Source organism: Bartonella sp. AA89HNZF, assembly GCF_042196905.1.
GTDB lineage: Bacteria > Pseudomonadota > Alphaproteobacteria > Rhizobiales > Rhizobiaceae > Bartonella.
In genome coordinates this window covers 13234-28457 of record NZ_JBHIRD010000008.1, presented here as the reverse complement: position 1 = coordinate 28457, position 15224 = coordinate 13234, and the positions used below count along the sequence as shown (strand labels likewise).

Genomic DNA, 15224 nt, shown 5'->3' with positions numbered 1-15224 from the left:
GAGGAGCTTCAGATTGTTTTATAATGAGCTGACTTTAGCGAATGGAGCAAGAAAGCCATTGGCACTTGTCCAAAATTTTTCATAATATTCAGCTTATAACGGTTTGCTGCAACCGATGTTGTGATACAAGCATCGGCTTTTTCAGCCTTACAAAGAACGGCTGCATCAGCATTGCTGTTGGCAAATACTTTGTCATATTGATGAGCTACCAGAGATTGCGGAGTAGGATGAGTCGCTACGATTTTAATTTCATCAGCCTTATTGTGTTTAGCTAAAACCATAGAATGGGTAGGCATGAAAAGCTATTAAATAATTGCATGTCACCTAAACGGGTGAATATAAATGTATGCAAGTCGGGGTAAGCCGCACAGCTTAGGAGATAACCATCCTTTTTCTGAGCGAGTTCATCAAAGGCTTCTTCAAGAGTTGCGTATAAGATAATACGCGATTCTGAATCAGAGGAAAAAATATTTTGATTATGATTGTCAAGCCACTATTAAGCCACAGTTGCACAGTTAGTTTCTGCAGGGCCAAGTGTATTAAAGTATTATTTTCAGGTTTCACGACCTCTACACTCTATAATTATACAATTAAATTTAAGCTAGTGCAGTATGTGAAGTATATTAAGAAAAATAAGTTAAATAATTTAGTGCTTTAGAAAACATATGTATAGGTAAAAGAAAATTTACGATTATAATTTTGTCTTGTCATTGCCCTATTGCCATAAAATATCGTTATTTAGGGGAGTTATTAGGGAGAAAAGATTCTATGCAGGGGGTGTTTATTGGATATGTTAGAGAATTATTGGAATGGTGAAGCAAAAGTTGATGATGTGTAAAGCACACTGTTCTTTTGGGGATAATAAGCTTTTTTCTACTTTAAAATTTTGCAAAAAGTATTTTTTAGCTGTTCGTATCGAGTGCACTATTGTAGGTGGATAACGAACAGAATGGTAAAACACGATTGCTTTTACCATCTCATTCAATATATTTAACTTTTTAATTAAAATAATATTTTTAAAAAATATTCTACAGTTGTGACTGTATTGAATATATGAAAAGGTATCATCATTGGCTTGTTTGTAAAAGAAACATGAAATATAACTCTTAAATTAGAGTGAGGTTGGCAAGAATCTTTTTCCTTCTTTGAGGTGTGGGAAGGGTGGATTAAATCTTATTAAAATATATAAAACTTAGAAAAAATAGTCTCTTTCTTAAAAAGATCAGAGGTAAATAATATGCGTGAGATTTTGGATCATTTTGATATGCCATTGAATAAAAAGATTTCTGTTCAACAGACTCAAAATCTTTCATGCCAATCACACCCAAAACGATTTTATAAACAAGTGAAAATTGCTTGTGAGGAAAGAGGTTTTACTATCTTATTAGATGAACGTTCTGTTAAAACGCCCGCAAGGCGTCATTTTCATGTGCCAACACAAGTATTTGCTGAATTCGTTGCTCAAGAATTTGAGAGTCAACAGCACGTTGTTGATCCGGTAAAAATGCCGATGACACGTTTGGTTAATACTGTTATTGATGGTATCGCTGATGATATGCAGGCTGTGTTTGAAGATTTATTGCGTTTCGTTGCATGTGATATGATCTTTTATCGTGCGCAGACACCTAAAGAGTTGGTGCAAAAACAATCTGAACAATGGGATCCTTTATTAGATTGGGCAGAAGAAAAATTGGGTGCGCGATTTTATTTGACAGAAGGGCTAATGCATGTGGAACAATCACCAGAAACGCTTCAAGCAGTCAGTAATTATTTACGTAGAGTGGAATCTCCTTATATGCTTGCTGCACTTCATCTGATGACGACCTTAACAGGGTCTGCTCTCATTGCTCTTGCTGTTGCTGCGGGAAAGATTGATGCTGATCATGCATGGTCTATTGCCCATTTAGATGAAGATTGGATGATGGAACAATGGGGAACGGATAAAGAAACAATAGCACGCCGTGCTCATAAAAAAGTTGAATTTAATGCTGCGGTTACAATTGCTACAGTATGTTTATAAGATTTCTTTATTTCCTTGAGCTTTTTAAAGAAACATCTCTCAAAGAGTACCCAAGCCCATTTCACGGTGACAACCATGAATGGTATAACGATAAAGCCATTGAACACCACCATCTTTACGCTTGTGAAGAAGCAAGCCAGTACCATCATACACTTTACCAGCTCGTAGGTGTTGCGAACAGTCCTTGGTATTTGAGAGGGTTCATAAGAGGCATTTTTAGTTCTTTCTTGTACAGTTTTTACTCATATGCTAGCCCCGTTTTTGACACACAAGGAAATGGTCTTTATTGATTCAATATACACAGATTTGAAATGAGAGAATCTTACGATATTTAGCTTTCTAATTCATTTATAAATCAATGTGTTGTTTTTGCTGTTACATTATTTTTGTGATTTTGAGAGGATTGATTTTTACTTTTTCAAGTCCAGGAAATATTTCATTGGTTATGTTTAAGATTGCTTCGTCATTACCACGGATAAAATACCATTCATTATCGTGAAGGAGGGCAATAATTTCAGTTTGAATAGAGCATTTTTTTCCAGCATTTGTTGCGGTTACAAGCTCCACGGGTATAACAAAATAAGGAATGCCATTATCAAGTGTCCCTTCACGTTTTTGTTTTTGATCAATGTTGATTGTTTCAATCTTGTAACTTTCTGCCAACCGTTCTATTTGGCTTTTCATAATTTGTAGAAATTGTGATTGATTAAGATTTTTTTTGGCGGTTAAGCGGTTGATGATTTGGGGAGGAATAGCATTTAAGATGGCATTTGCATCGGCATTTTTAAGTGCTTTACTATAAGCAGATGTTGCTTTCTCAAGAGTTGTAAGCATTTGGTTGGTTATTGTATGTGCTTTAGTTGTTGATGTGATAAAGACAATGCATAAAAGAACGGGAACGAGAAAACAAATTCGCGGCATTAGAAACCTTTGTTAATTCATTTGAAGAGATTCAACGCATTATAAAGGAAAAGCGGATGAGCAAAAAGCCTCTTGCGCTTTTGCATGAGACGAATATCCACAAAAATGGAGGCTTTTGCCTCCATTTTTAAAATCAAAAGAATGCGTATTAATTGTTTAAACAGAATAGTACATATCAAATTCAACAGGATGGGGTGTTGTTTCGTAACGCAAGACTTCTTGCATCTTTACTTGAATGAAGGAATTAATCTGATCATCATCAAAAACGTCGCCAGCTTTAAGAAAGCCACGATCTTTGTCAAGTGCTTCAAGCGCTTCACGCAGGCTTCCTGAAACAGTAGGGATTTCTTTAAGTTCCTTTAAGGGAAGATCATAAAGATCTTTATCCATAGCATGTCCGGGATGAATTTTGTTTTTGATACCGTCAAGACCAGCCATTAAAAGGGCTGCAAATGCCAAATAGGGATTTGCTGTTGGGTCTGGAAAACGAACTTCTACGCGTTTTGAATTTGGTGAGGAGCTCATTGGAATACGGCAAGATGCAGAACGATTACGTGCTGAATAGGCAAGAAGAACAGGAGCTTCATAACCAGGAACCAAACGTTTATAGGAGTTTGTGGATGGGTTGGTAAAAGCATTTATTGCTTTTGCGTGCTTAATAACACCACCGATAAAAAACAGACAGGTTTCTGATAGTCCAGCATATTCATTTCCTGCAAAAATGGGTTTGCCATCTTTCCAAATGGAAATGTGGACATGCATTCCAGAGCCGTTATCACCAAAAACTGGTTTTGGCATGAAGGTTGCTGTTTTCCCATAACTGTTTGCTATTTGATGTACAACATATTTAAAAATTTGCATCTTGTCAGCCTCGCGAACAAGTGTATCAAAACGAATACCCAATTCATGTTGGCCCGCTGCTACTTCGTGATGGTGTTTTTCGACCTGTACACCCATATCTTTGAGTGCTGTGAGCATTTCAGAACGCATATCTTGGCAAGAATCAATCGGCGGAACAGGAAGGTAGCCTCCCTTTATTCGTGGGCGATGCCCTAGATTTCCTGTTTCATATTCCGTATCATCATTAGAGGGAAGTTCACTTGAATCGAGTTTAAACCCTGTGTTGTAAGGGTCCGTTTTATAGCGCACATCATCAAAGATAAAAAACTCTGCTTCTGGACCCACATTGATTGTATCTCCAATGTTTAAAGATTTCATATAAACCTCAGCCCTTTTGGCGATAGAACGAGGATCTCTACGATAAAATTCACCAGAGACAGGGTCAAGTACGTCACAAAATATGACCAAAGTAGATTGAGCAAAAAAAGGATCAATATGTGCTGTTGCTGGATCTGGCATTAAAACCATGTCAGATTCATTAATTGTTTTCCAACCAGCAATTGAAGAGCCATCAAACATAACACCATCACTAAAAGTATCCTCGCTGATTTCTGCGATATCCATTGTGATGTGATGCAATTTTCCTCGTGGATCAGTAAAACGTAAATCAACAAAACGGATTTCGTTGTCTGCAATCTGTTTGATAATATCTGATGCGGTTGTCATATTCAATTTCCTTAATGTGGCGTTGAGGTGGATAAAAAGACTAATTTTTTCGTTATCTATTAAAGGGCATCGATCCCAGTTTCGTCAGTCCCTATACGAATGGCATCATCAATGGAAAAGACAAATATTTTTCCATCTCCTATATGTTTAGTTTGGGCTGCTTTACGTATTGCATCAACAGTTTGTTCCAGTTTGTCATCGGACACGACAATTTCAATTTTTACTTTAGGGAGAAAGTCAACAACATATTTCGTCCCACGATAAAGTTCTGTATGTTCCCTTTGACGACCAAAACCTTTCGCTTCTGTTACTGTAATACCATGTAACCCAATTTTTTGAAGCGCTTCTTTCACTTCATCAAGTTTGAAAGGTTTTATAATGGCTTCAATTTTTTTCATGCTGAAATTATCTCCAACGTTATTTTGTCTTTTTAGACTGCATCACATTATATTGACAACTGTAAGATGTCCAACAGATACTTTGTGCACAAAAAGTCGGAAATGATGATACTATATATTCTTGGAGAGGCGCTTCTTTTGTAAAATTAAAGTGAAATATTATTGCTTTGGAAAAAACTTATAATCCTTATAAGCGAATCAAAATAATATCATTAAGAGAGTTTGCTTCCTTTTTGGGGGATAATGCATTGACTTATAAGGATAATTAGACGTTTTCTATATGGCATGAGGAATTCTAATAGCGTAAGATTTTCTCATTTTAGATCGTCTCATCAAAGCTATATCCTTGTATATCAAGAGATATGAGTGTGTGGATAAAAACATTTGAAAAAGGAATATAAATGCTTTTTATGAAAGCTCTCGATAACCAAAGGTTATTACAATATTAGAGATTAGGGGAGAGCGCAAATATTGGAAATGAAGGTGTTAGTTTGCACTTGCTTAAAAGCGCAAAGATAGTGGTGTATAATAATTAATTTACCATTCTCAGGTAATGTCGTGAACTGGATTTGGGAGTGTTGAAAAATATTTTTTAAAACAAACGTGTGAATTGGCAACGCAAATATATTCTATTTGGGGCGTTTTGTTTTTCGTGAGGAGCGAGATCTCATTAAAGAATGCGATAAACAAAAGCGTGAAGCAATGCGCAATCTTCATTCTTTTTAAAATATTGCTGTGGATGTTTTTGAAAATCGTAAAGATGAATTAAAAGGGGAGGGTAAAGATGGAAACTGGTTTATACCCTTAAAACTTCATATCCTTTCAAAATTAGGTTGTCTTCTCGTTTCAGAGATTACACCCAATAGAGCTATGCAATATGTTTGCCGCTATTTGACAATACAAAAACTAAAATAAAACAGCTTATAAAGCGCTAAATTGTTTTTAGTCTTTGCTTCCAACATGTTGCACCACTGGAATTAGGTGTTGGTTTACAGGTAATAATAAAAGTACAGGCTTTGTTCGTATGCTGTATTTTATAAGGGGAAGCATTTTTAAGAATTGGAATTATAGAGGGATGGGCGCAGTAAAACATCTTTTAGAAATTTTCCTGTATAGGAAGCGGGAATTTTAATAATGTCTTCAGGGCGTCCAATTGCAACGATTTCTCCACCGCGATCTCCACCTTCTGGTCCTAAATCAATAATCCAGTCGGCTGTTTTTATAACATCAAGGTTATGTTCAATGACGATGACTGTGTTGCCTTGCTCGACTAGTTCGTGAAGCACTTCAAGAAGTTTGGAAATATCATGAAAATGTAAACCTGTTGTCGGTTCATCCAAAATATAGAGTGTACGTCCCGTTGTTTTACGTGAAAGCTCTTTCGCAAGTTTTACACGTTGTGCTTCTCCACCAGAAAGTGTGGTTGCTTGCTGTCCTACTTTTATGTAACCCAATCCTACTTTAATGAGAGTTTCCATTTTATTATGAATAGCGGGAATAGCTTGGAAAAATTCTTCTGCCTTTTCAATTGTCATATCCAAAATATCGGCTATAGACTGTCCTTTGAATTTTATTTCTAGTGTTTCTCGGTTATAGCGTTTTCCTTTACAGACATCGCAAGTAACATAGACATCAGGTAAAAAATGCATTTCAATTTTGATGACTCCATCACCTTGACATGTTTCGCAACGTCCTCCTTTAACATTAAATGAAAAACGCCCAGCTTTGTAACCGCGGGCTTTTGATTCTGGAAGATCGGCAAACCACTCACGAATCGGTGTAAAAGCACCTGTATAGGTTGCGGGATTAGAGCGTGGGGTGCGTCCAATAGGGGACTGGTTGATATCAATGACTTTATCAAGAAATTCTAGTCCTTCAATTTTGTCATAGCTGGCAGGGCTGTGATGAGAGCCCATGATATGATGTGATGCTGCTTTGAAAAGCGTTTCAATAAGAAATGTTGACTTTCCTCCTCCAGAAACACCAGTTATGCATGTGAAGGTTCCAAGAGGGATGTTCGCATTGATATTTTTGAGGTTATTGCCTTTGGCGCCAATGACTTTAAGTGTTTTCGTTTTTGATATTTTGCGTCGCTCTGTCGGCATTTTAACAGCCATTTTTCCTGAAAGGTATTGGCCTGTGAGAGAGGCTGAATTTTCTATAATTTCCTGCGGTGTTCCTTGTGCTACGATTTTTCCACCATGAACGCCCGCGGACGGCCCCATATCGACAACATAGTCTGCCGTGAGAATAGCATCTTCATCATGTTCAACGACAATAACTGTATTGCCAAGATTGCGCAAATGCTGCAGCATTTCCAAAAGGCGTTCATTATCGCGTTGGTGTAAACCGATAGATGGTTCATCTAAAATATAAAGAACGCCTGTAAGACCAGAACCAATTTGAGATGCTAATCGAATACGTTGGCTTTCTCCCCCTGAAAGCGTTCCTGAATTTCGAGACAAGGTAAGATATTCCAATCCTACATGATTTAAAAAAGCCAAACGTTCACGAATTTCTTTTAAAATACGTACGGCGATATTACGTTGTTTTTCTGTGAGATATTGATGAACATTGGCAAACCAATCATCTGCTTGTGAGATGGAAAGATCTGATATTTGCCCAATATGCATTCCGTTGATTTTTACAGCAAGTGCCTCTGGTTTTAAACGATAACCGTGACAAGCCGGACAGGGCGAAGAAGACATATAACGTTCGATTTCTTCTCGAGACCAAGCAGAATCGGTTTCTTTCCAGCGTCTCTCCATATTAGGGATGATTCCTTCAAAAGGTTGGGTCGTTTTATGCGAACCAGAATTATTTTTATAGATAAAAGAAATTTCATCTCTTTTTGTACCGTAAAGAATAGCCTGTTGTGCTTCATTAGAGAGTTCACACCATTGATCTGTGAGTTTGAAACCGTAAGCTTTTCCTAATGCTTCTAAGGTTTGTTTATAGTAAAGTGAATCTGATTTAGCCCAAGGGGCAATGGCGCCATTCTTGAGGGTAAGATTTTTATTGGGCACAATTTTCAGTGGATCCATTGCTTTTTTTATGCCCAGTCCATCGCAGAGAGGACAGGCACCAAAAGGATTATTGAACGAAAAAAGGCGTGGTTCAATTTCAGGGATAGAGAAACCAGATATAGGGCAAGAAAACTTTTCTGAAAAAATGAGCCGTTTGTGTGTATCATTTTTTGATTTATGAGCAGATTCCTTTGTCGTTTCTTTTGGTGTCAAGGGGTGATCTGTCATTTCAGCAATGGCAAGTCCATTTGCTAGCTGTAAACAGGTTTCTATACTATCAGCTAAACGAGAGGTGATATCCTTTTGTACAACAATGCGGTCTACCACGACATCGATGTCGTGTTTATATTTTTTATCAAGAGGTGGAATATCAGCGATTTCATAGAATTTTCCATCAACTTTAGCGCGTTGAAATCCTCTTTTTAAAAGTTCTGTTAGCTCTTTTTTATATTCTCCCTTTCGTCCTCGCACCAAAGGGGCCATAATAAAAATTCGCGTTCCTTCTGGTAAGGACATAATTTGATCCACCATTTGGCTTACTGTCTGGCTTTCAATAGGAAGTCCTGTCACAGGAGAATGAGGAATGCCAATACGGGCAAAGAGAAGACGCATGTAATCGTGGATTTCAGTAACGGTACCTACCGTTGAACGAGGATTGCGACTGGTTGTTTTTTGTTCAATGGAGATAGCGGGAGAGAGACCGTCTATGCGGTCGACATCGGGTTTTTGCATGACTTCCAAAAATTGGCGTGCATAGGCTGAAAGGCTTTCGACATAGCGACGTTGTCCTTCAGCGTAAATTGTATCAAACGCTAAGGATGATTTCCCTGATCCAGAAAGTCCTGTTATAACAATGAGTTTATCACGAGGCAGATCGAGATCAATATTTTTAAGGTTATGCTCACGTGCACCGCGAATGGAGATATATTTTTGATGAGTCATACTTTATCCTTGGCATATGTGGCAAAAATTGAGCACCTAAAATGGAATAAAACTGTTTTTTTAGAATTACAATGTGTTTAACTGCTTTAATGCAAAAGGAAGGTATAAGTTTTGTGAAAAAAATACAAATAAGCAGCTTTTTATTCTCTCGTGGTGGAATAAACTATGCGTTTTTATCATCTTTTGTTATAATTACACTGAATACAATATTGGTAAAGGATAGCAATACCTATATTGATGGTCAATTGCGATATGTAAATTGAAGGTCAAGATGGTTATAACTGTTATAGAACAGAGTATTTTACAAATTAAAATTTTGGAGTTTATGCGATGGCTGGTAGCCTTAATAAAGTTATTTTAATTGGTAATCTTGGTGCGGACCCTGAAATCCGCCGTTTGAATTCTGGTGATCAAGTGGCAAATCTGCGTATTGCTACTTCAGAAAGTTGGCGCGATCGGAATACAAATGAGCGAAAAGAACGCACTGAGTGGCATAGTATTGTTATTTTTAATGAAAACCTTGTCAAAGTTGCAGAGCAATATTTAAAAAAGGGGAGCAAAATTTATATTGAGGGGCAGTTACAGACACGAAAATGGCAAGATCAAAATGGAAATGACCGTTATACGACAGAGGTTGTTTTGCAAAAATACCGTGGTGAATTACAAATGCTTGATGGGCGCGGAGCAGCGGGTGGAGAGCAAGGAGCAAGTCAAGGGGGGAGTTACAGTGGTGACTTTGCTAATAGTAGTTCAAATCAAAGAAATACTTTTGGTCAAAATAATAACCAATTAGGAGAAAGTTTTTCACACAAATTAGATGATGATGTTCCTTTTTAAAAGGCTTTAAAGTTGCAGTATTATGATTGCTTTATGGTTTGTTTGTTTTAGATTTTTGAAGTTTAGCAAAGTGAAAGTTGTTAATTATTATTGGTAATTTAAAATATAAATTAATAACATCTTGAAAAATATTGTTAAATTTCTTTTTTGTTATGGGAGAGAAATTAGCATTTTTGTGTATTTTTCGATATAAACCGATATAAATAAAGTGAAATGATTCTTTTTTGAAAGTTTTTAAATTGTGACCGATCTTACTCCACACCCAGAACGTGATGTGCTGACCGGTATTGAACCAATCAGTATTATTGATGAAATGCAACGCTCCTATCTCGATTATGCGATGAGCGTGATTGTTTCGCGTGCACTCCCTGATGTCCGTGATGGTCTTAAGCCTGTTCATCGACGTATCCTTCATGCTATGAATGAGATGGGGCTTTCTTTCAATAAGTCGTATCGTAAATCTGCTGGTGTTGTTGGTGAGGTTATGGGAAAATTCCATCCTCATGGTGATGCTTCAATTTATGATGCTTTGGTGCGTATGGCGCAGGACTTCTCTTTGAGAAATCCATTGATTGATGGTCAGGGGAATTTTGGTTCCGTTGATGGTGATCCACCTGCAGCTATGCGCTATACTGAGTGTCGTTTAGAAAAAGTTTCAGAAGAACTTTTAGCTGATATTGATAAAGATACTGTTGATTTTCAGGATAATTACGATGGGCGTGAGCGTGAACCAGTTGTCTTGCCAGCACGTTTTCCCAATCTTTTGGTTAATGGGTCAGGGGGAATTGCTGTGGGAATGGCAACCAATATTCCTCCCCATAATCTTGGTGAAGTCGTTGATGGTTGTATCGCTTTGATTGATAATCCTGATATCACACTCGATAAAATAATTGAAATTATTCCTGGTCCGGATTTTCCTACAGGGGGTATTATCCTTGGCCACTCTGGTGTCCGTTCAGCTTATGAAACAGGGCGGGGTTCAATTATTATGCGTGCTAAAGTTGATATTGAAGAAATTCGTAGTGGTCGGCAGGCAATTATTGTGAGTGAGATCCCTTATCAAGTTAATAAGGCCACAATGATTGAGAAAATGGCCGAATTGGTGCGCGATAAACGCATTGAGGGAATCTCTGATTTACGTGACGAATCGGATCGTGATGGATATCGCGTTGTTATTGAGTTGAAAAAAGATGTTGTTGCGGAAGTTGTTTTAAATCAATTATATCGTTATACGCCGCTGCAAACTTCCTTTGGTTGTAATATGGTTGCGTTGAATGGGGGAAAACCCGAACAAATGACGTTGCTTGATATGCTTCGTGCATTTGTTTCTTTTCGGGAAGAAGTTGTCAGTCGGCGAACAAAATATCTTTTGCGTAAAGCGCGTGAGCGGGCCCATGTTTTGGTTGGTCTTGCCCTTGCAGTTGCCAATATTGATGAAATTATAGCGCTTATTCGCAAAGCTCCTGATCCACAGACAGCACGTACACAATTAATGGAACGACGTTGGCCAGCGATGGATGTCGCGCCTTTGATTAAACTTATTGATGATCCTCGTCATATTATCCACGAGGATGGTACTTATAATCTCTCTGAAGAACAGGCACGTGCTATTTTAGAATTGCGTTTGCAACGATTGACAGCCCTTGGACGTGATGAAATCGCTGATGAATTGAATAAAATTGGTGTGGATATTGCTGATTATCTTGATATCTTAGCATCGCGCGTACGCATTATGGGTATTGTTAAGGACGAGTTGAGTGCTCTGCGTGAGGAATTTGCAACACCGCGGCGTACCGTATTTGGTTTTGGTAGCGCTGAGATGGAGAGTGAAGATCTGATCGCGCCAGAGGATATGGTCGTAACGGTGAGCCATAGTGGCTATATTAAGCGCGTACCTCTTAATACCTATCGTGCGCAACGTCGTGGTGGTAAAGGGCGTTCTGGTATGTCCACGAAGGATGAGGATTTTGTAACACGGTTGTTTGTCGCCAATACGCATACTCCGGTTCTTTTCTTTTCATCACGTGGGATTGTTTATAAGGAGAAAGTTTGGCGTTTACCGCTAGGTACACCGCAATCACGTGGGCGGGCTTTGATCAATATGCTTCCCTTACAACAAGGTGAACGCATTACGACAATTATGCCTTTGCCTGAAGATGAAGCAAGCTGGAGCGCATTGGATGTCATGTTTGCGACAACACGTGGAACTGTGCGTCGTAATAAGTTGTCAGATTTTGTTCAGGTCAACCGTAATGGTAAAATTGCAATGAAACTTGATGAGGAAGATGAAATTCTTTCTGTCGAAACTTGTACAGAACATCACGATGTCGTTCTAACAACAGCGAATGGACAGTGTATCCGTTTTCCAGTTGTTGATGTGCGTGTCTTTGCGGGGCGTAATTCTGTGGGAGTTCGTGGTATCAATTTGGCTAAAGGCGATAAAGTCATTTCAATGACAATTTTAGAGCATGTCGAGGCAACGTCCATTGAACGTTCTGCTTATATTAAACGTGTCATGAATGAGCGGCGTGCTGCTGGTGCAGATGCTGATGTTGAAGATATTGTCATTCTGGATGATGAAGATGGGGGTGTTGAAACAGAGTTAACAGATGAACGTTATGCAGAACTTCATGCACGTGAACAAATGCTTTTAACAGTGAGTGAATTTGGTTATGGTAAACGTTCTTCTTCCTATGAGTTCCGGATTTCGGGGCGTGGTGGAAAAGGGATTCGTGCAACAGATCCATCTAAAACAGCTGAAATTGGTAAATTAGTAGCGGCTTTTCCGGTGAAGGCGCAAGACCAAATTATGTTGGTGTCAGATGGGGGGCAGCTTATTCGTGTCCCTGTTGAGGGAATTCGTACTGCTGGGCGCTCAACTAAGGGAGTCACAATTTTTAATACAGCCAAAGGTGAAAGAGTCGTATCGGTTGAACGTATTTCTGAGCCTGAAGATGATACGAGTTCATTGGATGATGAAGGTGAGAAGCATTCTGATACGATTGATATGAGCGAAGAAAAGTAATTTTTAAGAGGAAGGAGTAAAATCATGAAAATTGCTCTTTACGCAGGTTCGTTTGATCCTCTTACAAACGGTCATCTTGATGTTTTAAAAGGGTGTTTTGTGTTAGCTGATAAGGTGGTCGTCGCTATAGGTATACAGGGTGACAAAAAAGCACTCTTTAGCTTTGAAGAGCGTGTTGGTTTTATTACCCAAGTAGGGAAAGACTTGTTTGGTGCAGATTCTAATCGATTGCAGGTTCTTTCATTTAATAACCTTCTCATTGATAAGGCACGTGAAGTTGGTGCTTCATTTCTCGTTCGCGGATTGCGTGATGGTACTGATCTTGATTATGAAATGCAAATGGCAGGGATGAATGGCATTCTGGCTCCTGAATTGCAAACTGTTTTTTTGCCGGCAAGTGTTTCTGGGCGTGCGATAACGTCTACATTGGTCCGTCAAATTGCCTCTATGGGAGGTGATGTGACACCATTTGTGCCGCCCAATGTTGCACAAGCTTTGCGCTCGAAATTCCAGTCTTTAAAGGAGAATAAGTGTGTTTCGTAGAATTTTTGCTGTTTTGATATGTGTATTTTGTTTTTTTTCATTGTCCGCTGTCGCTGGTAATTCTAGTCCAGCGAGTGATTCAAGCCTTCTTGTTTTATCTCTCAACAACGGTGATGTTGTTATTCGCCTGCGTCCTGATTTGGCACCAAAACATGTTGCGCAAATCAAAAAACTAACAGAGGAAGGGGCCTATAATAATGTTGTGTTTCATCGTGTAATTCCTGGCTTTATGGCGCAAACTGGTGATGTAGAATTTGGAAAAAAAGGCAGTAGAGATTTTGATCTGAAACGCGTTGGTATGGGGGGATCAAATTATCCCAATATACCGGCTGAGTTTTCAAAGCAGCCATTTAAGCGTGGTACTGTTGGGATGGCACGTTCACAAGATCCAGATTCCGCGAATTCTCAGTTCTTCATTTGTTTTGATGATGCTGCTTTTTTAAACGGTCAGTATACGGTTGTTGGAGAAGTAATAAAGGGGATGGATGTTGTTGATAAAATTAAAAAAGGTACCACAAGTAATAATGGATCTGTAGAAAATCCAGATGTTATTAATACTGCTACTTTACAAGTTGAGAGATGAAGCAAAGGAACTTTTCATATGATTGAGGATAAAAATCCGGAAAATACTTTAATTCTTGAAACAACAAAGGGCAGAGTTGTTATTGAGCTTTTTGCTGATTTAGCGCCTTGTCATGTTGCACGTATCAAAGAACTTGTCCGTGAAGGTGCTTATGATAATGTTATTTTTCATCGCGTTATTGATGGCTTTATGGCGCAGACTGGAGATGTGCAATTTGGAAAGAAGGATGGTGAAAAATTCAATTTATCACGTGCTGGTATGGGGGGGGCAGAAAAACCAAATTTAACAGCAGAGTTTTCAAATCTTTCTCATAAGCGTGGGACAGTTTCTATGGCGCGTAGTCAGAATCCAAATTCTGCTAACTCTCAGTTTTTTATTTGTTTTGCAGATGCTCCGTGGCTTGATCGTCAATATTCCATATGGGGGCAGGTTGTTGAAGGTATGGAAAATGTTGATAAAATTAAACGTGGTGAACCTGTTGCAGACCCAGATTCAATTACCAAAGCCATTATTGCTGCGGATGTAGAATAGTATAAATTATATTGGTTTCAATTGTAAGTTTCTAAGAGAAAATTCTCCTATCTGATATAGGGTGGCGATCAGGGATTACAGCTTGAATTCCTAACAGAGTTCGGCTGCTATGCCTTTATTCTTTCTACCAAGCTTCTTTTAATTTATGGATTTAGAGAATTTTGTTTGCTGTATTGGGGAAAGGTTGTGATTTGTTTGGGTGTTTTCTCGAACGAAGAGACAGCTCAATTGGGTGGAAGACGTAAAGATGAAAATAAAAGGCTCATCTTGCTCTCTCCTTTTTAATTCAGCTTTACTTTTTCAAAAGTATCTAAAGCAATGTCTTTTAAATAATGAAGATGACGCATTGCCTTATGCTTTGGTTCCTCTTGTTTTTTAATAAGAGGAACACTCATTACGTGGAATAAAGCGCCCCAAATAGAGTTGCGCATTTACGCGCTTTTTTAAAGAAACATCTCTCAGTGTATACCAACATTCATTTAAACTCCCTCATCTTTATGCTTGTGAAGGAGCAAGCCAGTATCATCATATGCTTTTTTCAGCCTCCAATGTTATAATAGAGCCTTTGGTATGTGTAGTTTGACAGTAAGTGGGAAGAGGTGGGATTAGTTAGGAATGCGTGATAATTTACTATTTTATGTATAAAATTTAGCATTAAATGCGTATTTTGTCAAAATGGATTTTGACACTTGAAATTGCCAAAAAGAGCTAAAAATAACGAAATTTGGAATTTTGGAGCAAAAATGATAAAAGGCTTTGAAAGATCTTTTAAAATCCTTTGAAGATTTTTAAAAAGTCTGTGAAATCCCAGAAAACCGCCTTTGAAGACCCT

The 15224-nt window shown here is 38.3% G+C and carries 12 protein-coding genes; 6 read left to right on the top strand and 6 right to left on the bottom strand.

Annotated elements, in window-relative coordinates:
* Positions 1-8 precede the first annotated feature (8 nt).
* Positions 9-296, bottom strand: coding sequence for a prephenate dehydratase domain-containing protein (locus ACFIN0_RS05150; protein ID WP_375702065.1), 288 nt, complete (start codon positions 294-296; stop codon positions 9-11).
* Positions 297-1237: 941 nt separating this feature from the next.
* Between ACFIN0_RS05150 and ACFIN0_RS05145 the strand changes: the two genes are divergently transcribed.
* Positions 1238-2020 carry an ATP12 family chaperone protein gene (locus ACFIN0_RS05145; RefSeq protein ID WP_375608386.1) on the top strand — a complete coding sequence of 261 codons (783 nt, stop codon included), beginning with the start codon at positions 1238-1240 and terminating at the stop codon, positions 2018-2020.
* A gap of 375 nt (positions 2021-2395) precedes the next feature.
* On the opposite strand, the gene ACFIN0_RS05140 is transcribed toward ACFIN0_RS05145, so the two are convergent.
* The 4 genes from ACFIN0_RS05140 to uvrA all read right to left on the bottom strand — a co-directional run bounded on the left by ACFIN0_RS05140 (position 2396) and on the right by uvrA (position 8873).
* On the bottom strand, positions 2396-2941 hold the full coding sequence (locus tag ACFIN0_RS05140; protein ID WP_375610437.1) for a hypothetical protein: 546 nt from the start codon (positions 2939-2941) through the stop codon (positions 2396-2398).
* Positions 2942-3097: 156 nt separating this feature from the next.
* Positions 3098-4507, bottom strand: coding sequence for a type I glutamate--ammonia ligase (gene glnA, locus ACFIN0_RS05135; RefSeq protein ID WP_375606672.1), 1410 nt, complete (start codon positions 4505-4507; stop codon positions 3098-3100).
* A 59-nt stretch (positions 4508-4566) separates the two neighbouring features.
* Positions 4567-4905 (bottom strand): P-II family nitrogen regulator, encoded by a 339-nt coding sequence (locus tag ACFIN0_RS05130; RefSeq protein WP_375606671.1) that lies wholly within the window; start codon positions 4903-4905, stop codon positions 4567-4569.
* A 1052-nt stretch (positions 4906-5957) separates the two neighbouring features.
* Positions 5958-8873: an excinuclease ABC subunit UvrA gene (gene uvrA, locus ACFIN0_RS05125; RefSeq protein ID WP_375702064.1), complete on the bottom strand. Its 2916-nt coding sequence runs from the start codon at positions 8871-8873 to the stop codon at positions 5958-5960.
* Between the two features lie 330 nt (positions 8874-9203).
* Between uvrA and ssb the strand changes: the two genes are divergently transcribed.
* The 5 genes from ssb to ACFIN0_RS05100 all read left to right on the top strand — a co-directional run bounded on the left by ssb (position 9204) and on the right by ACFIN0_RS05100 (position 14392).
* A complete protein-coding gene (gene ssb / locus ACFIN0_RS05120) occupies positions 9204-9710 on the top strand; it encodes a single-stranded DNA-binding protein (protein ID WP_375606669.1) in 507 nt (168 codons plus the stop codon).
* Positions 9711-9951: 241 nt separating this feature from the next.
* Complete coding sequence (gyrA, locus tag ACFIN0_RS05115; protein ID WP_375615116.1) at positions 9952-12735, top strand: DNA gyrase subunit A; 2784 nt, start codon at positions 9952-9954, stop codon at positions 12733-12735.
* A 24-nt stretch (positions 12736-12759) separates the two neighbouring features.
* Positions 12760-13278, top strand: a complete 519-nt coding sequence (coaD, locus tag ACFIN0_RS05110; RefSeq protein WP_375702063.1) for a pantetheine-phosphate adenylyltransferase — start codon at positions 12760-12762, stop codon at positions 13276-13278.
* The gene (locus ACFIN0_RS05105; RefSeq protein ID WP_375702062.1) at positions 13268-13861 is read left to right on the top strand and encodes a peptidylprolyl isomerase; all 594 of its coding nucleotides are present in this window, start codon (positions 13268-13270) and stop codon (positions 13859-13861) included. Before coaD ends, ACFIN0_RS05105 begins: the two co-directional genes overlap by 11 nt.
* 18 nt (positions 13862-13879) lie before the next feature.
* Complete coding sequence (locus ACFIN0_RS05100; RefSeq protein WP_375606665.1) at positions 13880-14392, top strand: peptidylprolyl isomerase; 513 nt, start codon at positions 13880-13882, stop codon at positions 14390-14392.
* A 281-nt stretch (positions 14393-14673) separates the two neighbouring features.
* Here the strand turns inward: ACFIN0_RS05100 and ACFIN0_RS05095 are convergent, their stop codons facing one another.
* Positions 14674-14823 carry a hypothetical protein gene (locus ACFIN0_RS05095; RefSeq protein ID WP_375606664.1) on the bottom strand — a complete coding sequence of 50 codons (150 nt, stop codon included), beginning with the start codon at positions 14821-14823 and terminating at the stop codon, positions 14674-14676.
* Positions 14824-15224 lie beyond the last annotated feature (401 nt).